Source organism: Bacillus sp. TH13 (genome assembly GCF_016651175.1).
Classification (GTDB): Bacteria; Bacillota; Bacilli; order Bacillales; family Bacillaceae_G; genus Bacillus_A; species Bacillus_A thuringiensis_S.
In genome coordinates this window covers 2,441,565-2,462,060 of the sequence record NZ_JAEKEJ010000025.1, presented here as the reverse complement: position 1 = coordinate 2,462,060, position 20,496 = coordinate 2,441,565, and the positions used below count along the sequence as shown (strand labels likewise).

Below are 20,496 nucleotides of genomic sequence, written 5' to 3'. Positions count from 1 at the left end.
AAATCTAAAAGATTGAGTTTCTTGCTTGTGCTCTATTTTGATATTCAGTTACATACGGATGGCTCACACGTGCTATTTCCCTTCCTTCCAGTATGACGGGAATTTCTATATATGTTGGTCCTGACTTTGTATATGGTTGCTTATCCGGATTATCATTGTCAGGTCTATATTGAATAACATTAGGATTATCAGATAACACTTCTCTCCATCTGGAAAGACTCCCCACATCTTGACTTGAAAGTCCCTCGAACCGTTCCATTTGACGTCCAATTTCTCTTACCATATCACGCATATTTTCTGGAATATGTGTAATCCAATCGTTTTGCCAATCTCCATCGACAAAGATCGCATTAAAATACTTTGTTAATGGATCATCACCTTGGAAACTAAATATTTCTTCTGGTTTTATAGAACGAATACTATCCATAGCTCCTGTTACTGTATCTTGCAATGCATCTCGTACAACAGAATATTGGCTTTTAATACCTATCGCAATTCCCTGTGCCATACGAACACCAGAGAATCTCAACTTATTGGATTCACTATTTAATTTCAATTCATTTACCAGAGCTGCATTTGCTTTGTTACCCATTTCTTTACTTTCTTTTTCAGCCATAGGAGCCGACTTTTGAATACCTAATGCAAAACCTTCACCGAATGGCATACCACCTTTATCCCTTGTAAGCTTAGATGGTGAGTTTACATTAAGCGTAGCAGTTAACGCGTTAAATGCTGTACTGGCTAACGATGCTGCCTTCGCCCTCACTTGGTTAAAAGCCCCATCCATACCAATTGCGAAACCTTGTGCGAATGCAAGCCCCACGGAATTGGCAATAATGGACCCAAGTCCATTCAAACCTCCACCAGCAACATTCGCTCCACTCCCTTGTGCCGCTCCACGTTTTGATCCTAAATCGTTAACAAACTTATTACCAGCTTTATCTCCGCCCCCTCCATCAGTTGCACTACCTAGAGTACCTTCAACACCTTGTTTTACGTTAGTGGCCGCACCTACAACATTCCCTTTGTTACCGAGAATCTTATTCTGCATGAGATTAGTCAATAATGCTCCACCATTACCGTCAGTCGTGCTTCCTAATGTTCCTTCTACACTTTGTTTTACCCCTAATGCCGCTCCATTCACATTACCCTTATTATTCATAATGTTATTGAACATCATAGAAGTTGAGTTATTACCACCATTATTATCAGTTGTGCTTCCTAATTGTTGTTCTACACCTTGTTTAATACTCGTAGCTTCTCCGATAATACTAGGCTTATTTTGGGCCATAATCCGATTCATTAATATAGTGGAAGATGCTCCACCATTTCCGTCTGTTGTAGAGCCAAGTGTCTGCTCTATAGATTGCTTGATTTCCTGGGCAGCTTGCACAGGTTGGCCACTATTTTGACGAATTCCATCTGCTGATGTTTGCGGAATGGCAGCTCCTTGCGCGGTTGCATCAATATTCGTTTTTTGTACAACCATTTGTCTAATAACTTCGAGCGCCTGATCTATATTAAATTTCCCATTTTGTAAGCCTTGAACAAGAGACGCAATTGTCACTTCTCCATTCGGCCCTAAGTTGTACTTCGTCTTATCTTCAATATTAACTCCCAATGTATTGAGAACGTCTTGTACATTAATAAACCCTGTTTCCATACCATTTTTCAACGTAGCCATTATACGATTGCCGTCTTTTGCTAAATCTGCTGCTGTTAATTTAGATAACTGTTGTTGAAAAAAAATAAACACAGCGTCAATACCTACTGTGCCCTCGTGTAATCCATTTACAAATTGTGTAGTCTTCATTTTCCCAAGTGGTCCTAAATCTATATCAAGGTTTTTCTTTAAATCTAAGTTTAACTTAGATGCGACCTCCCCAATATTCATCTGTTTAAAACCATCGGTAAATGAAGTCATAACTTTAATACCTTCCGGTGTCAATGGTTTATTACCCATTTCTGACCGCATAGTATTTATAATTGCAATTGCTACATCTTGAACCTTATACTTACCAGATTTAATTCCATCAACAAACTCTTCTACTGCAACCCAACCTTGCTCTCCTAAATCAATCGTTTTACTTCCATCTTCAAATGTTTTCGCAATATCATTTGCAACTTCAATAGATTTTTCACGAGTTGACTGAAAAAGATTATCATAAACGATATTGGAATTTGCAATTAATGACTCTCCATATGTTTTTACTTCATCAGCACTTTTCTTTCTCAGATCAGCTTCTTTTGAAGCTCTATCTTGAAGTCGCTTGAATAGATTCTCATTTTTGCTTTCAATGATTTCGGAATTCTTAACGTACTCTCCGAATCCTCGGCCCTGAATTTTAATTTTCTCAGTTTCAGCCTTCGTAATACCTGTTGTTAAATCCATCTCAACACCTTTGGATTCTAACACTTTTTGCGCTTGTTGAAGTTGTTGCTCATACCCTTTTGTTATCAATACAGATTGCTCAGAGTATTTTTTGTTAATTTGAGCTATCGCAATTTCTTGCCCTTTAGTATCAGCTATTTTGCTTTTCGCAAACTCTATTTCTTTTTGTCTTGCTTTATCTAATTCATTTGTTAATTTCGTATACTCTGAACCTAGCTCTTTTACTTTACCTTGGATTGTCTCAACAGAAGTATTTTTGTTGAAATTATCCATTGCTTTACCTATTTTTTGAATCTCATCCACATTTTTTGAAGCTGCTTTTCCAACCTCTGCATCAATAGCTTTTAAAGCTGTAAGAAATACTGACTTATCAGCAGCAGTCATCTTATATATTTGTCCATTATATTGTGTAAGTAAGCTTTGAATTTTCTCATTTGCCTTAATAACTGCTTCTTCTTGTGCCTTAAATACTTCCATTTGATCGTTAACAATTTTATCTTTTGCTCTTAATACTGCGGAATCAGTTTCACCAGCAAACCAACTATCTAAATGAGCTTGTAACTTGCCTCTATCTTTATTGATCGCTTGGATTGCTTCGTCTGCTAACTTACCAAATTCGTCATGTGCTCGTTGCACAGCCTCTTTAGCCTTTTCCCCTGTCATTGTTGGTATTTCATCTAATGTTTTAAAAGCCTGCTCTTTTAAATTCACATATCCTTCAAGAGCTTTTTTCGTACCTTCACTTACACCATCACCAAAGCGCCTACTGTCCTCTTCTGCTTTTTGTGCCTTTTTCCCAGCATCTACGAAAGCAAAACCTAATGCACCAAGTCCAATTACAACTCCACCAATTGTTGCGACAATTGGATTCGCTATAATTGCACCAATACCAAAAGAAAGGAACCCAAGTGCACTAACTACTCCCATAACTGCCGGAGCTAGTAATAATGCTGTCCCATATACTTTTTTAGAGCTATCATCTAACCCGTTGAACCAATCAGCGACACCCTTCACAGATTCTTTCAATTCAGGAATCGCTTGTTTAGCGATATCTAAAATCACCTTACCAAGTGGTTCTAGAGCAATTTGTAGTTCTCTAGTTACAGATTTCCATTGCTTTGCGCTTGTGTCGTAACCGTCAACCATTTTATTCATTGCACCACTATAGTTTCCTAAACCAGTTTCCATATTGTTTAGAGATAACATAGTAGTAGCTTCTAGGTCTTCCCATTTCACTCCGAAAAGTGCAACGCCTAACTGATTCACTTTAATTTGATCATCCGTTGTTCGTAACTCATTTAAAACAGCATTAAAAACATCTTTGGAAGTCGCTTTTCCCTCTAGCATCGCTTTCCAAACTTTTTGCGTTTCTTTACTCATTTGACCCATTGCTTCTGTTGTGGACTTACTACCATCTTTTACACGAATACCAAATTCTTTTACAACGTCATTCACATAATCCAAGTTATATGCGCCATTTTTCGAACCGTTAATGAGAATTGTGAACATTTCATCAGCGCTAAATCCCATTTCGTGGAACAAAGGACCATACTCACTTAAATTATCAAATAGCTCATTTGAGTAGTTTAAACCCTTTACAGAACCTTGTGCTAATAAATCAAATGCTTGTTGGCCAGACAAACCAAAGCGTCCCATTAATTGGGCTGCACCACGAGTTACCTCGTTTACATCTGATTCCATTGTTTCCGCTAAGATTTCACTATCACGAGTTACTTGTTTTAAAGTATCATCATCATTAATATCCTTAATATTGCGCTTTACTTTAACTAAAGAATCACTGACACTAGCTAAATCTTCCCCATAACCTTCGCGCCATACTTCTTTGGCTACGGCGCTAACTTTTAAACTCTCTTCCCTAGTTAATCCTAAACCAGACTGTACCTTCTTGTTCGCTTCTTCAAATTGGCTTGCATTTACAACTAAAGCTCCAACACCAGCCGCCACACCAACTGCTGCTGCACCAAATCCTTGGCTTACTTTAGTACCAGTTTCTTGCATTGTGCTTCCAACTTCGTTCATACGCTCGCGTAATCTTCCAGAAACGTTACCCAATTGCTCTATTCTTTCTTCCGTATCACCAAGCTCATTACGATAACGATGTAAAGCTGCTGAAGCATTATTAAATGCTGTATCATTTCTAGAAACTTGAGCGGTTAATCTTTGTAAAGCTTGTGTGCCTTGCTTGTATTCTTGCTGTAATTGATTATATTGAGCTTGCAAATCTTTTGTTTCTTGAGCATTTTTCCCGTATGCCTGAGTACTTTGCTGTATCTCTTGTTCTAATTGTTGCATAGATGTAGCTAACTGCTCACATTTTTGGCGCATTTCTTGTTGTTTTTGTTGCGAAGTCCTCAAAGCTTGCTCATAATGCTTCATTTTTTGCGTTTGCGCTTCAATCTTTTGATTTAGATGGTTTGACTTATTTTGCAATTGATCCATCTCAGAACCAACGCCACGTAACTGCTCAGACGTGTTACGAAATTCAGCATCTATTCTTTTCAGACTTCTATTAATGCCCGCAATCCCATTTTCGAATTGATCTGTATCCAAACGGACACGACCACCAATTGTATTATCTCCTAGTGCCATTCAAATTCTCACCTACCTTTACAACCACATTGGTACTTTATCTGCTGTTGTCACTCGATTTGCTTTTTGTTTTCTCGCTAAACAGGTAAAGTAAAACGCAATATCCATTTCATTGATTTGATTTTGTGTCATACCTGCATCCATCAATATGTTATAGATATCAATTACAGCTTCGCTATATTTGATTTTTCCTCCGTCGGTTTCATTTCTAGTTGTGCCATTAACTTTTTTTTCGCATCTTCTACCGTTTCCATTACCTTAATCGCATCATTTAAGCGTCCCATAATCGTTAAACAAACCGAATGAATAGTAAGACTTAAAAACCAGACATGAGTGCCATCCACAAATTCCTGTGCTGTAAATTGATTTCCGTACACACTGGCAACAAAATTAGCGGCTCTTTCAATTGTTTCTTTTGGTACTAACTCCGCTTGTAATTCATCAGCTAATGTTGACGCTTCAAAAGTAGCTGAACCTGGGATAAATTGTGGTAAATAGAAATCTTTTTTACCTTCTGCATTTTGTAATGTGATTTTCATAATCTGTTTCCTCCTTAATAAAAATAGGGACGGCATTTCGCCATCCCTTTTCTTAATTACTTCCCACTTGGTGGGGCCGTTTCTATTGGTGGAGCTGGTACTTCTTTAAACCACTTCGCTGCAACTGCTGCATCGTGTCCTTCTTCCTCTTCATCTAATCGATGTCTCCAGTTACCGTCCGAACGTTGAATCGCCTTACCTTTAATTTTTGCGCTTTGGAATGTTGGTTTGTCTTCTGCTGTTTTATGTTCATCACTTGGAAGTTCAAACTTCATTTTGTAATAACATACATATAGATTTTTTCCGTTGTCGTATGGTAAACGATATAGCAATGCTACATAAGGAGGAACATCACTTGTATTGTCTACAACTTGACCTTTTACAACCTTTTTACCTAACAATTCGGCATAAACAGATAAAGGTAATGTATCAACTTCTAATTCAATTTCTGTTCCGCCAAATGCACTAGCTGTTGCTGCTGGTCCACCTTCAGCATAAAAAGTTACTGATTCCGCTTTAGGTGATGCTTTACCACTAACTGTTTTACCGATTCGTTTTGGTGCAGAATAATTAAATTTACCATCTGATGTTTCATTTAAAACCGCATAATGTAAATCTCTAAAATCTATTGTCATTGCCATATTTCATTTTCCTCCTTAATTAATAATTTCCGTTACAAAACGAAAACCATATCGATAAATTTTTGTATCCATTTCATAATCTGGATACGTGCTTAAACGCTGAAAAGACAGTTTTTTCATAGCTGCCTGAACTGCACTTTTTAATTGTGTTTTGATTGGTGCCATTGACCATATATCAACCTGATACATAACGTTAGTGGTTTTTTCCTCATTCTCTGCATATAGCCCAGGAGAACTATTTAACTCTGAAAATGTAATCCATATATCTGTTTTGTCATTTCCTTTGACAAATTGATATATGAATTCTCCACCTAACTCAGATTTAATAACTACATCTGTACGTAAAACATCAAATATTTCCTTATTAAAATTTTTCATCGGCCTGTCACTCTACGCATAAATTCTATTTCCATAACTTTCAAGACCTCTTTTTCACTTTGAATTAAAGTCTTTTCTGCAAAACCTTTATGTGGTGGATTTGGATTTTTACTAGTCCCCCAGTTTTGAAACTTCATATAAAAGTGAGGAGAGCGATCCGCTTTATCCCATCCAACTTCAATGAAATAAGAACCACCTTTTTTTACAACCTTTCCTTCTTCAATAGCGTTCTTTGCGTGTTTACCATCCCACCACGATTGTTTTAGCGTTGGTTTATTAGGTTCGGGGCCAACTGGAGAATTAAATTCCAACTTTTCTTTAAATACCCTTGCACCAGCTTTTAATGATTCTTTTGTAATTTTGGGGACATCCTGTCCTAAATTTTCTAATTCACGAATCCATTCTTCTATACCGAAGACCTCTAATTCTGCCAATTAGATCGCTCCTCACAGATTAAACACATATCTTTGTGTTTTTCATCAATATCGATCACTGATTTAATTTGAAAAAGCTTCCCTTTATATTTCACGCGCATATCAGAATGAACACCTTTTCTGTACGGAATTGTAAAATTTATTAACTTAATAACAAATTCTGCATTTCCCTTAAAAACTTCAGAATTAAACCCTGAACCTACGGGAGTTTCAGCCTTCGCCCACGCTTTAGAAAAGACTTCCCATCCTGCTGGTAGCGCGTTTCCCTCATCGTCTTTCCTTTCAGTTTTATGTTCGATCATAATTCTTTTATCTCTTTTTCCTGGATTCATGCTGTTTCCTCGCTTAATTGAAGTTGCAATACCATACTCTTAATGGTATATCGTACTTTTTCATCTACTTGACCAGAAAAATCACGATTTTCATACCAATTTGTGATTAAAACTAATGCGATTTTTTGCGCTTGTTTTCGGTTATCCTCAGTAGCATTGTAATGCTTACCTACAGATCCTTTTACATATATCTCGGCATTATCAATTAAAAGCTCTAAGATATCATCTTCTTCTGTATCCTCTTCTTCTAATCTCAGCCATTTTTTTGCCAACTTTAAATCTATTAACATGAAACCCCTCCTAAAAAAGAGGGGATGTCCCCTCTTATGCTTGTGTTTGTTCTGCTAATATAAGCTCTCCCACTACTAACGCTTTTTTATCAACTGGTTTAACATCTAAGCGCTCTCTAACTTTCATACCAACTAAATCTTTCCCCCATAAATCTAATGCTTGCTCAGAGAATTCAATAAATAATGCTTCTCTATCAAAAACAGTTATCGCTTCTTTTAAATCACCAAAATACATCGGTACTTTCTTTGTTTTACTATCTGTTTTTAGCGTCTTATTACTTAATACAACAATTGGATACTTGCCAAATAACAGTTTCTTCGTCGCCATTGTTGGATCTGGTTGTAAAATGTACTTACCATCTGAATCTTTCAGTTTATCTAAATAATTAAAAGCATCTTGATTCATGATGGCAATTGCCGTTGTTTCAAACGCAGTATCCAATTTAACATTGAAAATGTCCTTTAAATCATCTACCTTACTAACCGGAACCTTTGTTGTACCGAAATTATCATTTATTGCTTTTAATATCAGAGCATTACGAGTTGCTTTTGATTTTTTTCCTGTCCATTTCCTAACATATCCTTGAATATTTTCTGCTGTATCTGCGAGTAATTCTTTAGAGAATTTTAAAATTCCACCTTTTTTCTTTACAGCAAATTGAATATCTTCAAATTTTGGTGATTCCATTTCTGGAAAGTCTGCCGCTTCATCAATATTATCGAAAGGAATGTAGTCAGCTTCCACTTCAATAACACGAGAACCAGTAAGAGTAGATACAGATTCTACATTTACATAATTCTCAAGTGCATCTGGAGCACTACGACGTAATTCCTTGATAGCTGTTCGAATATCCTTTGGTACTGTTAAACCACCATCGGATGGAACACCTTCTGTCATTGTAGTTGCATTTAATACTTCCTTTTCGTCATCTGTAAGTTTATGTTTCCCTACAGCCGCTTTCATTGCATTAACAAATGCATCAGCAGGTTTTACTGTATTATTTTGAGGTTGTGGAATAGGGTCTGTTGGAATATTGTTTTTTTCATCTTCATAAAGAGCAGATGCAATATCAAATTCCTTCTGCAAATCCTTAATTTCATTTGTAAGTTGCTCTGCTTCCTCAAGCTTTTTTTGAGCCAATAACTCTCTTGCTGCTGCCTTTTTGTTCTGAATCTTATTCAATAACTCTCTTAATTCTTTTGGCATCTTTCTTCCTCCTTAAAATTGAGCAATAAAAAAAGAGTTAGATTAAATCTATCTCTCTCATCAAATTATTAATTTTTTCTTCTTCACTTTTTTGCATCGGTTCTCTTCTTGGCTCTTTGAAAGCCTTTGGGGTATTCCTGTATTCCTTAAACAGATTACTTGTACATGCAACCGCAGTATTTTCTTCTGCCACCTCAACGTTAAAATATTCACTTGCTTTAAAACCGTTTAGCCACGTCTCGTTTTGCACCATTTCTCTTATTACTTCGATGTCTACGCCTTCTTTTAGATTATCCTTATAAACATTGATGATCCCTTCCTCTATTGCATCTAAGTCATCGGCCATCTTTCTAAAGTCATTAGAATTTCCATATATACCATTCCACGGTTTATGAATCATTAAGTATGCATTAGAAGGAATGATCAACTTATCCCCAGCAAATGCAATTACAGAAGCGATTGAACCTCCAAGCCCATCAATATGAACCGTTTTATGCCCCTCGTGACGTTTAATCATATTATAAATAGCCATTCCTGCAAAAACAGAGCCTCCACCGCTATTTATATAGATGTTTAAGTCTTTCCCTTTTACACCATCAAGGATATTTCTTACGTTCTCAGGATATTGGTCCTCATCATCCCAAGCCCCCCACCAAGAAGAAACGATATCACCATAAAAATAAAGAGAAGCAGTATCTTCAGCTTGATTTTTAATCTGTAGCCAATCCACTTCCATCACCTCCTTTCTCAACTGATACTAATGGAACATAGTTTCCATTACACATTAATGAATCTCCACCATCTTTACGCGGCAAATCTACAAATTCTCTTGCCTCATTTGGAGTATAAATAGCATTGTTTACACCCTTTGATAAGCCTTCCATCTGTATTGCGAAATCAGCACGTAAAATACCATTCACATTAAATTTAAAGCAATATCCATTTTGAAATTCATCACTAAGAAGCAGCTTATAACTCATTTCTTCCTCGTAATTTTTCAAAATATATAAAAGGGTATCTACGTAAAAGGAACGCTGTTGCGTTTCAACATTTGCATAGTTACCCTTGTCATAATTATTTACTTGTGCAGGTTTTATACCAAATGCCCCAGCAACCTGTAGTGCTGTATATTTGTTTATCTCTAAGAATTGAGCATCTGCCATGTTCACATTTAATGGAGTGAGTTGAAAACCTAATGGTAGCGGAACAATTCTTCCTGCATTTTTCAAACCATTACTAAATTCTTCAATTTTTGCTGCCATTTTCTTTGCTTTGTCATGATCCAAATCACCAGTATACTGGACAACTGCCTTTCCCATTAAACCATTTGAAAAATAGTTTTTGAGATATAAAGCTCCACTTTGTATGTTCTCAATTGAGACTTTCAATATGTCTTTTACTGCTAGGCCAGATATACCATCTAAAGATAATGAAGTTTTAAAATGCATAACCTGATCATATCGAAACCTATATTGTTTACCAGATTTATTATCTCCCCATATATACCAAATCGCATTTTCCCTTTGGAATATACCTGCATTATCAATCCAAATCTGTACGTGTTCGCTAGGAAGAATCCACAAATCTTTTACTTTATCCCTCTCCGTATTAACATAGACATACGCATTTCCATAATGATTTTTATTTGCTTCTACTGTAGACCAAAATGTACTTGAAGTCATATATGGATTAGGCCGCATTTTTAAAAGTGTATACAAATTGTGATCTGTTGCTTTTTCAAGACCGTTATTTGTATCTCTATATAATTTTAAAGGTAATTTCCCAATACTTTCAGATAAAAGCCTTAAACAGGTAAAATATGTGATTTCACTTAATTTATTTTTATTTACACTACCTATATCAATACCTAACATCTTTAAAAACTCGTCCGAATCAAGTGATACTGAGTTTTGAACCTTCTTAGGTTTTAATTTATTGAGCCATTCCCACATTCACTCACCTCCTTTACCAACCAAGTTTATCTAGATTCTCATCCGTAACATATTGGCTTAGTTTCAATCCTACTTCACCCTTCATTGCCATCTTATATGCATCAATAACCGCATCAATTGGATCAATTCTTTTCTCTTTTAAGTGTTTATCGATCTTGATTTCACCGAAACTATTAGATACTGTCTTTGCATTTGCTATACTCCATGTTAACAATTTATTTTTTCGATTATATTGAATGTTTTTAGCCTCAACCTCTAGTCTGAAATCGACTGTAGCATCATTTAAATTCTTTGCTGATTGGACAATCATGATACTGTTATATCCAAGCTCTTCAAGATCACTCAAAAAGGCATCTGCATTGTGGGGATCGTATGCTATTATATTTACAATTAACTCGTACTCTTCTACAATTCTTTTTATATAGGCGATTATATATTTATAATCTGTTTTAATACCCCCTAATGTCTCTGTAACAGTTAATAACCCATCTCTAATCCAGATGTCATAAGGAGCTTTATCAGTCTCTATATGTTCTGTTACCCGATTTTTAGGGATAAAACTATGAGAATGTATGAAATAATTTTTCACTTCTTCTTTTGAATATGGGAATACTGCCCCTAAACTCGTTAAATCACCACCGCTAGATAAATCCAGGCCTAAATAACACTCTTTCCCTCTAAAATCCTCTAAATCTAAATCTGAAGCACATTTTTTCCAATGTTCCATGTTCATATATTGATTGTCTGTGAATTGTACCCAAATATTTAAGTGCTTTGTAAGGAAATTGCGAAGTTCACTTCCGCCCCTACGTTTTGCTGCACTTGCCATAGTTAAAAGTGTTTCTATTCCTTCTTCATCTCTTGCTACTAAAGGATTAGCTTTTATCCAATTACTTGAATCCCAAATATCATCATCTTTATCTAATTGAGCAATATATACAAACTGTTTATCGTCTTCATATACACCTTCAAGAAGTCTACAACAATCTTCATACAACTCGTAGCAAGGACTATTTAAATCAAATCCTGCTGTTGTGATAACTGATATTAAGCATTCTTTTAATTTGGTTGTTCCACCCTCCAATAATTTATACATTTGATTTGTAGGGTGTTTATGGTATTCATCCACGATGCCAAGGTAAGCACGAAATCCATCTATACTCTCCGTATCTCTTCCCAGAGCACGGACAACTCCATTTGTTACAAGTGCTTCAATGGTATTCTTATATTCTTTCACCTTGAAACACTCACTTAAATCTTCATCTGTTTCAATGAACTTAATCATTTCTTTGAGAACTATGTTTGCTTGATCTTGTTTTGTAGCTGTACAGTATACTTGCGCATAATTATAGCCATCAAAATTACTATAATATGTCCCTAATACACCATTCATCATAGATTTACCATTTTGTCTGCCCACTTGAACATAACTACTTCTAAATCTACGATAACCCGTTTCTTTATGAACCCAACCATGTAATGATCCAAAAATAAATGCTTGGAATGATGCTAAAGTAAGTGGTTCTACTTCTTCTCCTTCACCTATCATTAAAGTTTCAGCATACTCAAGTAACCGATCTGCCTTTTCCTCATCAAAATAATAGACGAACGGCGCCAACTTACTTTTTTCCAAATCATCTGAGTGCCTTTGGCAAGCTAACTTAACGTACTTCCCTGCAATTTCTCGACCTTCTAATACATCAAGAGCATACTGTGTGACCCTATTCATATAACTTACCTACATAAACTTATTAAATTTATTTTGAGGCTTTTCATCGTTCTGTTTTGGAACTACTAATCTGCATCTTGATGTAATTGTTAAACCTAAATCGCTGGAAGCTTGTCTACATTGTTTAAAGAGTTTGTCTTGATTTATAAGTAAGTCTGAATACACGCCGTTAGATATGGTATACCTATTCTCAGATATAATGTTACCTTCCTGATCCTTTTTTACATCCACCACTTCTTCTAACGGACTAAGCTCAAGCATAACATTTGTAATTTCTACATACATTTTCCTTGCTATTAAAAATCTTGCTAAAGCATCAACATCAAGATTGGACATGATTTCAATCCTGATTAGTTCATCGGATATTTTTTTAAAGTCTCTTCTCAAATCTTTTGGTAAATAAGAAGGCGCCCTGATTTTATCACTAGGCGCCTTGATTTCTTTTGATTTACGATTTTCAATTTCAGCTTTTGTTAAATGTTTTTTTCCCTTGAGTACAACTAAATCCACAGGTTCTCTCGGTCTAGCCATCCACCTTCCTCCTTTCGGAATTTTCATTTAGGGAGTTTTCGCGAAAAAAAAGACCACCCGGCGACTCGTCGCCCTCCTTAAAAAGTTTTTGATATCCCCCTACCCTATTAAACTTCTTAACTTCTTCTGTATATTGAACTTTTCCGTTCTAACGTCATACAGCTTATGAACTTTCTGGTGGCATTTCTCACATAACGAAATCAAATTACTTCTTACTAAAGATAATCGATCATTCTCTTCTAAAGGAATAATATGATGTACTGTGTTCATTGGTTTAACTTTGTTCTCACTCCAACACAGTTGACACAACCCATTGTCTCTATCCTTTATCCTTGCTCTTGTTACCCGCCAAGGCTTTGAGTTATAGAACTTCTGGTTGTCTGTATCCGTTCGCTTCGCCTTGTAATCTTTGTGTCGTTGCTTCCTTCTTTCTTCAGCAACCACAGCACACTCTTCACACATACCTTGCTCCATTGGTACTGTCTTACCACATCTACATATCTTTAGTAACATGTTCATCACCTTTAGCTATTTCTTTTCTTAATGAGTTGTTTGAAGATAATGCCAACAATGCTATGGACTTTGCTTGCATTAACGAACAATATGAATCCGTTCTATCCAAGCGATCTCTCCTTAATAACTTTAAAGTTACATCGATATCTTTAATGTGTTCTTGAATGTCAACATCAATCATTCGTTTCCACTATTCTTAATAGGATGATTATGTTGTATCACTTCAGTATTACAGCGCTTGTTGTCAGCAGGTACATGTTCAATATGAATATATGTCTGATTAATCTTATCAATCGATTGTGATTCCCAATCAAATGCCACCCGTAACCTTCTATCAATCTGTTTACCTTTGTAGTGAACTAATGGCACTGAATCTATATCTGAGAGTACAATTTGTAATAAAGGTTCGTTCTCATCTTTTACAACATTCATTTGTTTACAACCCTCTAACATAGCATTCGTCCTTTGTTCGCATGCAACTTTCAATAAAATCTCAATAGGTTCCAAGTCTAATAGCAGTCTCGCTTCGTTGACACTTAGCTTCCCTTCTTTTATTTTCTTTTGTATAAGTTCAGCTTTCTTCATTACCATTTAACTTCACTCCTTTACTTAGTTCCTTCCATCCTCTTCCTCAACCGTTTCATTTCATCCTCTATGGCCAGATTCTTTTTATTAATCCGTTCCTGACACTTTGCAATGTCTGCTTGATGCTTACGAATCTTATCGTTCACATATGCAGCTACATGTTCCTGGTCACAATGAGGACATGTGAAGTAACACTTCTCAATACGGTTAGGAAGCTGTGCTACTTGTGGTTGCATATCGTAATCTTTATTGCAGCTACAACAGTAGACTTGCATCTATCCTCACTCCTTTAGAAAGAATATTCCAATTATATATTTACCAAATAAATACAAGTTGTTATAATAAAGTTAACATTGCCATCAGGAAAAGTGATTCGCACCCCAAAGCGAGTTGCTTTTCCCTTTTTTATGGCTATTTTTCTAATAATTCATCTACCGCTTTACCAAGCAAACTGATCATCGCTTCTCTCTTTTGCTTTGGTGTTGTATTATCTTGCATTTCATTAAAGATAGGAAGTACACTTTCTAATTTCCGTTTATCAATGTGCTCATTCACAAGTTCCTGTCCTAACATTGAAATGAATGTACCAATTGCAACCGCTTGTTCTTGTTTATTTAGTTTCATTTACGCTCTCTCCTTAAATATTGATTTTTTGTAGGAAATTCTTATTTTGTGTCGAATTAAATAAGCAAAAAGGAGGTGTTATTATGCATAGAGAAAGAGAAGAATTACTTTCACACTTTGATATTGAAAATCAATTTAAATTCCCTTCTGTTAGAGGATTCGTGCTCAGGCTAATCGATTCAGAATTAGAATACCAAGATTTAATATCTTTAGAAGCTTCCGACCCACAAGAGTGGATTAAATATAGAAAAAAGCGTATTGAAGTAGAATACGCTAACCATAAATCTAATGTTCAATCCATAATAATCGGAAATGCTTATAGAGAAATGAAACAAAATGAAGATTACCAACTAGCTTCCGAGATTCTAGAAGAAGGCATGAAAGTTTTAGAGCTATTCAATTCAATTTTAGAAAACTACGATAAAGACTCTACCTATAAGCCATCATGGTATGATGTCCTATTAATTAAAGTGACAAACTAAAATTTTATTCCTGTTTCTTTAAACTTAATTAGTGTCCCACACATACTACAGTAAAGATGATTTAAATCATGTAATTCTCTTATACATACATGTCCATCTGAACTAGTATGCTTAAACTTAATTTTAGTTTTTTCTCTAAGTTCATACATGCCAGCCTCTGTTTTTATTGAGGCTGGTTTAATTATTTGCTTTTCCATCTTTCATCCTCCTCCAAAATAAAAAGCACCCATATGGATGCTTTTTCATCATTTACTATTCACTTTTAATTACGGTATGTGAAGTTTTATTCTTCTCTCAGCTAACAACCACGACAGACACTCTTGGAAAACTTATCAGGTTCTCCTCATTCTGTCTACCTAGGATGTTGTTAGCTCAAAGAAGAGCAAAAGCTCTCCTTAATAACGGTACCATTCAATCAGTACCATCTGCTGGTTTCGGATTTTATGTGCCGTTATTATGAAACCGTTTAAACAACATATATTATAAAGAAATTTTATGAGTTGTGTTTTCCGCCACTTCTCACAATACAAATATAACACGATAATTCCAAAATAGCCGATACATTTCCTGCCAAAAAGCGGTCACGACTCTGCCAACTTTTTATATTTCGAATTTTTTTACCTCATTTGTTAATTCCACTGGTACACCAAAGATGCTTTTTTTCATTTCTGTCATCTTCTTTTTAATAATCCATTCTGGATAATTCAATTCTTCTAAAATACTTCTAAAATAAGTTGGATTTAGCTTTAACATATTAGGATTCCTTCCAGTATTCCTTTTATATCTAATTATTACTTCTAATAGTTCTTCATTTAACATGAACCACAATTACCTCCTCCTTACATTTTATATTTATGTATATACACCATGCAATTCCTTGATACCGCCACTTACCCATATCTTGTATTGTGTGTAACTGACCCCTTCGCCAAATCCCTTGCTATCATTGATTTCATTCTACTTTCTCTTTTGAGTTACACAGTACGAAATTTATGAGTAACTGTATAGATTTAAAAAGAAAAAGCAATGCTTAGATTTTAAATCTAGTCATTGCTTTATCCATTGCATCTTGGTTTACACCTATATAACGTAACGTGACCTTCTCTGACGAATGATTGAATATCTCCATAAGTAATGCTATGTTTTTCGTTTGCATGTACATATGATACCCGTACGTCTTTCTCAGTGTATGTGTTCCTATTTCATCTAATCCAAACTCTGCCGCTGCTCCACTTAATATCTTATATGCCATGCTACGACCAATCGGACGATTCTTTCCTTGTCTACTTTGCAATAAGTACTCATTATCTTCTCTTTCTTCAATAAACCATTTAAGTTCTCTTTTCAGTGCTGCAGTAATTTGTATTCGTTTCTGTTTCCCGGTTTTCTTTTCTCTCATAGATATATGACTACCTTTGACATCTCCTACCTTCAATTTCAAAATGTCCGATATTCTCAAGCCTGTATTGATTCCCATAATGAAGAGAATGTAATTACGCAAGTTCTTTTCTTTAAAATAATCTTTTAGCTGTTGTATTTCTTCTGGATCACGTATTGGCTGAACAAAATTCATTATTCATTACCTCCAGTCTCTTCTGTCTCGTAAACTTCTAATCCAAGTGCAAAAGCAAGCTTATAAAATGCTTTAGACTTCCAACGACGATAAGTACGCTCTGACATTCCAATCTCGTTATAAACCATGTAATCACATACATCCTCTTCTTCTAAATAACGTTTATAAATGATATCCCTTTGGATAATTCCTGCACGTCCATTTCCTAATCGATTCAGAAATTGATCAATACGTAATGACATTCTTTCTAGCCATTCTTCTCGTTTACTTTGTTGAATATTTGCTATAGCAACATCTTCTAACGGCTTACTAACTGCATGTGTAGGACCGTGCTCACGTATTTCATAAGAAGGAGTGACTTTCATTTCTTTACGCATCATCCCAAATTGTCTATGTATACGTACGCTTTCCAACACACCTTCTAATTCCTCTTGTGTCGCTGTTCTATCAATTTTTGGTAAGAAAGATAATTGTTTAGTCATGTAAGACCACTCCTTTTTATTTTTAGATTACTTTTGTCTTATTGCTCCACGTCTTCGTTCATAACAAGGTCTATGCATCCCCATTAAATTCTCAATTTCACGAGTACTTAATTTCTCTTTTTGTTTTTTATTGTTTTTCTTCTTTCCTTGCTTGGAATGCTTTTTCCATTCACGTAGCTGCTCCTTTAGTGCCTTCATTTCCACATCTCCCTTTTCAAAATAAAAAGGACACCTATTCCTAAAACAGCCTTACTTGCTGCTTTAATGAATTGGTGCCCTCTAGTTTTCTAGCCGGACGATATTTATTTTTCGTTTATTTAATGATACCAGCCTGAACAAAGATATTTCTCCAAGCTTTGTTAACTTGGTGTTTCTCAACGACTGTCGCACGACGAGCAATAGCTTTTCTTACTTTCTTTTTCTTTGCATTTGCCATTTTCCTCATCCCTTTCATACAAGCATCTCTCATTTTCATTTTTGAGCGTTTTACTCCTTTTGATACCCATTACATTCAAAAATAATCGAAACGTGAATTGTACCTATTTTATAAGTTTCTTTTCCCTATCAAAGGATTATTTTATTAAGTTCTCTATGAAATATTTCCTCCTATCTCTTGGCTTTCTTCTCTTATTTGACCGATTAATGAAACTACTGAACCGACCGCTTGGACCCAACTCCCCGTAATCACTATAAGCTGTCCATCCTCATCATCGCCTTCCGAAATTCCCTCCACTTTATCCCGACTAGCTTTCAATTCATCAATTCCGCCTATTGCCTGTAATGAATTACCAGTCGCTTGTAACACATTCCCGACAATGTTATACGATTCATCTATATTGGAACTATCCTCTATTTCCCCACCTATTGATGTAACACCACCTAATGCTTGTATCCAATTTCCTGCAATCACTAATTTTTTTTGTGTTTCATCTTCAAATTCTATAATGAGTCCTGTTAGAACCGTTACATTACCAATTGATTGGATTTCGTTCCCAAACAATTCAAGGGATATTTCTCCTTGTCCATCAGCTTCCAAACCATTCCCCGTTGCCTGTAATACATTCCCCCATACGTTCAAATCTTTTCTTAATTCGCTGTTCAATCTTTTTAAAGGTGTACTCCCAATCGCAGCAATAATTGTCCCTATTGCAATAAACCAAGCGCCAACTATCTCCTTAATCGAATCATCCATTCTCCATCTATCCCGTCATTAATTTATTACTTACAGAATATGAATTTGCGCATTTCCATGTTAATCCCCTACCTCTCTCCCTTGTATAAAACTCAATAATCCGTTAATAATAGGCATAGGCCCCATTTGTTGTAGTTCAATTTTTAACATAGCATTCCTTATTCGGAGCCGAGCAGTTAGCTTTTGCTAGCTGCTTTTTTCATTTTTCATCACCTTCTTTATGAAGTAACATACTTTGTATTGAACACTTTTCAATACACCTTCATAGAGACTGCCTAAATGATTTATATTCACTCCAAGAAAGAGCACTGTTCGTAGGTGCTCTTTTTTATTTTTTACACATCCGAATATTCCTTAATATTAAACACATACTATATACGGGCGATAAGCCAGAACTCTTTTAACCGTCCATGTATTCCTTCACTTCTTATCTGTATCGAGCAGTTAGATTTTGCTAGCTGCTCTTTTATTTGCGAACACTTTAGACAAGATTTCATATAATATATCCAGTCCGTTCTTATAACTTAAGCTCGTCAATTTCGTTATAAAAATAGGGTTATATCCTATAACTTTTTTCAGAAATCATCCATATGTTATATATGAAAAAGTGGCTCTGTTTTATAAAAAGGTGGTTGCGGAAACAGCCGCCTTTTTATTTATGACAAAATGAAATTTTTATTAAAAACCGAACATTATCCTTAAACAGCAGCTGCAAGTATTAATCAAATTCCGAACATTAAGCTTCATATTCATAAAACATATTGTTTGCAGTCATCCAATTTTCACGTTCTGCCTGTGCAATCATTTCTTGTTCCGCTTCAATCTCTAAACGCTCTTGCTCATTCCAAGTATCTTTCATTTCATATTCTCCTTTTCTAATAAAATAGCGTTTTGGTTAAAGTTTCTTAACATACTCCCAAACGTCATCAATTTTTTCGTTTTGTATATCCAGCATTTCCTTATAAGTATCTAAACGTTCTTTTGAGCGTTTTAAATCCAACTTTATACACACGATGTGACCAAACAAAATACCAATAATTATCCAAAAAACCAATTCCATTACCTTTACCTCACTTCCACACAAGATAACGTTTTTGTTAGAAACTTTTCACCTTTTAATCAAACAAGCATATGATGTAATGTACAATTTGCTAGAAGTAATGTTTTCCTAAGTGCACTTGGAGTTTTGCACTTAGGATTTTTACATATATTATTCGATTTGAAATTAAATAACGATTTTGTTTTAATTAATTCCTTGCAATGCTTGCATTAGCCCAAAAAACAGCTTCTTCAAGTTTCGTTAAAGCTAATGACTTTTCACGACTATTCGGGCATGATCCATCAATCAAGCTTGCGAAGTGTAAAGCTTCATTTCTAATATCTACAAACTTCTCTGTTTGTCCCTCTTTAGGCGGATGGTAAGTAAAATTCTTTTTAATTTGTTCTTTCATGATTTTTAGCTCCTTTTTCAAAATAAAGATTTTGTACTAATTTTGCTTAACATTTCCTGATTTAGTTTCAATAAATGTGTCTTCATCAACCTCAATACTCACCATATTCATCTCACTATCAAAACCTACGACTTTTCCAGAAACTCCTTTTAATACTCCTTTAATAATCGTTGCTTGAATATTAACTGTTACTGTGTTCATTTCTTTCCCTCACTCTCTTTAAAATAAGAATTTTGTATAAAACTGCATTATTAGCACAAGCCTTTACCTTACGTAAAGAATAAAGTATTTCTATATTCACAATCAGGAAAGGTATGATTAACATGTTCTTTGCAGCTACCCTTCTAGATATTTACGAAATTGATGATAATTATCTTATAACTTGTTCAATTGATAACCATTCTAAATTTAACTTTGTAATTTCTAAAGACAAAGTGTATGGCACTCCATTTATAGGCGCACATGTTTCAGGAGACTATGATGATAATAAAAAGATAAAACATCTCTTTATTGAATAAGATGACATGTTATTCATGTCATTACATATGTTTTTAATACC

30 protein-coding genes are annotated in these 20,496 nt (G+C 35.2%); 2 read left to right on the top strand and 28 right to left on the bottom strand.

Annotation, left to right across the window (positions count from 1 at the left end):
* Positions 1–4: 4 nt before the first annotated feature.
* From JFU02_RS21270 to JFU02_RS21190, 17 genes are all read right to left on the bottom strand, one after another.
* Positions 5–5,002, bottom strand: coding sequence for a phage tail tape measure protein (locus JFU02_RS21270; protein WP_201071608.1), 4,998 nt, complete (start codon positions 5,000–5,002; stop codon positions 5–7).
* Positions 5,003–5,166: 164 nt separating this feature from the next.
* On the bottom strand, positions 5,167–5,541 hold the full coding sequence (gene gpG / locus JFU02_RS21265; protein WP_000705181.1) for a phage tail assembly chaperone G: 375 nt from the start codon (positions 5,539–5,541) through the stop codon (positions 5,167–5,169).
* 56 nt (positions 5,542–5,597) lie between these two features.
* Positions 5,598–6,182: a major tail protein gene (locus tag JFU02_RS21260; protein ID WP_001251819.1), complete on the bottom strand. Its 585-nt coding sequence runs from the start codon at positions 6,180–6,182 to the stop codon at positions 5,598–5,600.
* A 15-nt stretch (positions 6,183–6,197) separates the two neighbouring features.
* Entirely contained in the window at positions 6,198–6,560 is a 363-nt protein-coding gene (gene gp17 / locus JFU02_RS21255) for a tail completion protein gp17 (RefSeq protein WP_000787877.1), read from the bottom strand.
* Positions 6,557–6,994 carry an HK97-gp10 family putative phage morphogenesis protein gene (locus JFU02_RS21250; protein WP_201071606.1) on the bottom strand — a complete coding sequence of 146 codons (438 nt, stop codon included), beginning with the start codon at positions 6,992–6,994 and terminating at the stop codon, positions 6,557–6,559. Before JFU02_RS21250 ends, gp17 begins: the two co-directional genes overlap by 4 nt.
* Positions 6,982–7,326 (bottom strand): phage head closure protein, encoded by a 345-nt coding sequence (locus tag JFU02_RS21245; RefSeq protein WP_001068032.1) that lies wholly within the window; start codon positions 7,324–7,326, stop codon positions 6,982–6,984. The genes JFU02_RS21250 and JFU02_RS21245 overlap by 13 nt, the downstream gene beginning before the upstream one ends.
* Positions 7,323–7,616: a head-tail connector protein gene (locus JFU02_RS21240; protein WP_086390528.1), complete on the bottom strand. Its 294-nt coding sequence runs from the start codon at positions 7,614–7,616 to the stop codon at positions 7,323–7,325. Before JFU02_RS21240 ends, JFU02_RS21245 begins: the two co-directional genes overlap by 4 nt.
* Before the next feature lie 34 nt (positions 7,617–7,650).
* On the bottom strand, positions 7,651–8,823 hold the full coding sequence (locus tag JFU02_RS21235; RefSeq protein ID WP_201071604.1) for a phage major capsid protein: 1,173 nt from the start codon (positions 8,821–8,823) through the stop codon (positions 7,651–7,653).
* 37 nt (positions 8,824–8,860) lie between these two features.
* On the bottom strand, positions 8,861–9,559 hold the full coding sequence (locus JFU02_RS21230; protein ID WP_201071603.1) for a head maturation protease, ClpP-related: 699 nt from the start codon (positions 9,557–9,559) through the stop codon (positions 8,861–8,863).
* Positions 9,534–10,775 carry a phage portal protein gene (locus JFU02_RS21225; RefSeq protein ID WP_201071602.1) on the bottom strand — a complete coding sequence of 414 codons (1,242 nt, stop codon included), beginning with the start codon at positions 10,773–10,775 and terminating at the stop codon, positions 9,534–9,536. Before JFU02_RS21225 ends, JFU02_RS21230 begins: the two co-directional genes overlap by 26 nt.
* 13 nt (positions 10,776–10,788) lie before the next feature.
* Complete coding sequence (locus tag JFU02_RS21220; RefSeq protein WP_201071601.1) at positions 10,789–12,504, bottom strand: terminase large subunit; 1,716 nt, start codon at positions 12,502–12,504, stop codon at positions 10,789–10,791.
* 9 nt (positions 12,505–12,513) lie between these two features.
* Positions 12,514–13,035: a phage terminase small subunit P27 family gene (locus JFU02_RS21215; RefSeq protein ID WP_201071600.1), complete on the bottom strand. Its 522-nt coding sequence runs from the start codon at positions 13,033–13,035 to the stop codon at positions 12,514–12,516.
* Positions 13,036–13,134: 99 nt separating this feature from the next.
* A complete protein-coding gene (locus tag JFU02_RS21210) occupies positions 13,135–13,548 on the bottom strand; it encodes an HNH endonuclease (RefSeq protein ID WP_201071598.1) in 414 nt (137 codons plus the stop codon).
* On the bottom strand, positions 13,529–13,729 hold the full coding sequence (locus JFU02_RS21205) for a hypothetical protein (protein ID WP_201071596.1): 201 nt from the start codon (positions 13,727–13,729) through the stop codon (positions 13,529–13,531). The genes JFU02_RS21210 and JFU02_RS21205 overlap by 20 nt, the downstream gene beginning before the upstream one ends.
* A complete protein-coding gene (locus JFU02_RS21200) occupies positions 13,726–14,139 on the bottom strand; it encodes a hypothetical protein (RefSeq protein ID WP_201071594.1) in 414 nt (137 codons plus the stop codon). Before JFU02_RS21200 ends, JFU02_RS21205 begins: the two co-directional genes overlap by 4 nt.
* 14 nt (positions 14,140–14,153) lie before the next feature.
* Complete coding sequence (locus JFU02_RS21195) at positions 14,154–14,408, bottom strand: hypothetical protein (protein WP_201071591.1); 255 nt, start codon at positions 14,406–14,408, stop codon at positions 14,154–14,156.
* Between the two features lie 136 nt (positions 14,409–14,544).
* Positions 14,545–14,757 carry a hypothetical protein gene (locus JFU02_RS21190; RefSeq protein ID WP_201071589.1) on the bottom strand — a complete coding sequence of 71 codons (213 nt, stop codon included), beginning with the start codon at positions 14,755–14,757 and terminating at the stop codon, positions 14,545–14,547.
* Between the two features lie 83 nt (positions 14,758–14,840).
* Here JFU02_RS21190 and JFU02_RS21185 point away from each other — a divergent pair, with 83 nt between their 5' ends.
* Positions 14,841–15,239: a hypothetical protein gene (locus JFU02_RS21185; protein WP_201071587.1), complete on the top strand. Its 399-nt coding sequence runs from the start codon at positions 14,841–14,843 to the stop codon at positions 15,237–15,239.
* Here the strand turns inward: JFU02_RS21185 and JFU02_RS21180 are convergent.
* The 11 genes from JFU02_RS21180 to JFU02_RS21135 form a co-directional block, all read right to left on the bottom strand.
* On the bottom strand, positions 15,236–15,436 hold the full coding sequence (locus JFU02_RS21180) for a hypothetical protein (RefSeq protein WP_201071584.1): 201 nt from the start codon (positions 15,434–15,436) through the stop codon (positions 15,236–15,238). The genes JFU02_RS21185 and JFU02_RS21180 overlap by 4 nt on opposite strands.
* 403 nt (positions 15,437–15,839) lie before the next feature.
* Entirely contained in the window at positions 15,840–16,058 is a 219-nt protein-coding gene (locus JFU02_RS21175; RefSeq protein ID WP_201072167.1) for a hypothetical protein, read from the bottom strand.
* A gap of 211 nt (positions 16,059–16,269) precedes the next feature.
* Positions 16,270–16,812, bottom strand: coding sequence for a site-specific integrase (locus tag JFU02_RS21170; protein WP_136804098.1), 543 nt, complete (start codon positions 16,810–16,812; stop codon positions 16,270–16,272).
* Complete coding sequence (locus JFU02_RS21165; protein WP_201071582.1) at positions 16,812–17,294, bottom strand: ArpU family phage packaging/lysis transcriptional regulator; 483 nt, start codon at positions 17,292–17,294, stop codon at positions 16,812–16,814. Before JFU02_RS21165 ends, JFU02_RS21170 begins: the two co-directional genes overlap by 1 nt.
* A gap of 27 nt (positions 17,295–17,321) precedes the next feature.
* Entirely contained in the window at positions 17,322–17,492 is a 171-nt protein-coding gene (locus JFU02_RS21160; protein WP_170957356.1) for a hypothetical protein, read from the bottom strand.
* A gap of 115 nt (positions 17,493–17,607) precedes the next feature.
* On the bottom strand, positions 17,608–17,730 hold the full coding sequence (locus tag JFU02_RS21155; protein ID WP_014894886.1) for a DUF3983 domain-containing protein: 123 nt from the start codon (positions 17,728–17,730) through the stop codon (positions 17,608–17,610).
* A gap of 153 nt (positions 17,731–17,883) precedes the next feature.
* Positions 17,884–18,486, bottom strand: coding sequence for a DUF6944 family repetitive protein (locus tag JFU02_RS21150; protein WP_201071580.1), 603 nt, complete (start codon positions 18,484–18,486; stop codon positions 17,884–17,886).
* A gap of 736 nt (positions 18,487–19,222) precedes the next feature.
* Entirely contained in the window at positions 19,223–19,345 is a 123-nt protein-coding gene (locus JFU02_RS32500; protein WP_255289407.1) for a hypothetical protein, read from the bottom strand.
* Positions 19,346–19,381: 36 nt separating this feature from the next.
* The gene (locus JFU02_RS21145) at positions 19,382–19,546 is read right to left on the bottom strand and encodes a hypothetical protein (protein WP_201070077.1); all 165 of its coding nucleotides are present in this window, start codon (positions 19,544–19,546) and stop codon (positions 19,382–19,384) included.
* 187 nt (positions 19,547–19,733) lie between these two features.
* Positions 19,734–19,937: an Acb2/Tad1 domain-containing protein gene (locus tag JFU02_RS21140; RefSeq protein WP_201071578.1), complete on the bottom strand. Its 204-nt coding sequence runs from the start codon at positions 19,935–19,937 to the stop codon at positions 19,734–19,736.
* Positions 19,938–19,973: 36 nt separating this feature from the next.
* Positions 19,974–20,138, bottom strand: a complete 165-nt coding sequence (locus JFU02_RS21135; protein ID WP_098582261.1) for a hypothetical protein — start codon at positions 20,136–20,138, stop codon at positions 19,974–19,976.
* Positions 20,139–20,260: 122 nt separating this feature from the next.
* Between JFU02_RS21135 and JFU02_RS21130 the strand changes: the two genes are divergently transcribed.
* Positions 20,261–20,455 carry a hypothetical protein gene (locus JFU02_RS21130; protein WP_201071576.1) on the top strand — a complete coding sequence of 65 codons (195 nt, stop codon included), beginning with the start codon at positions 20,261–20,263 and terminating at the stop codon, positions 20,453–20,455.
* Positions 20,456–20,496: the final 41 nt, after the last annotated feature.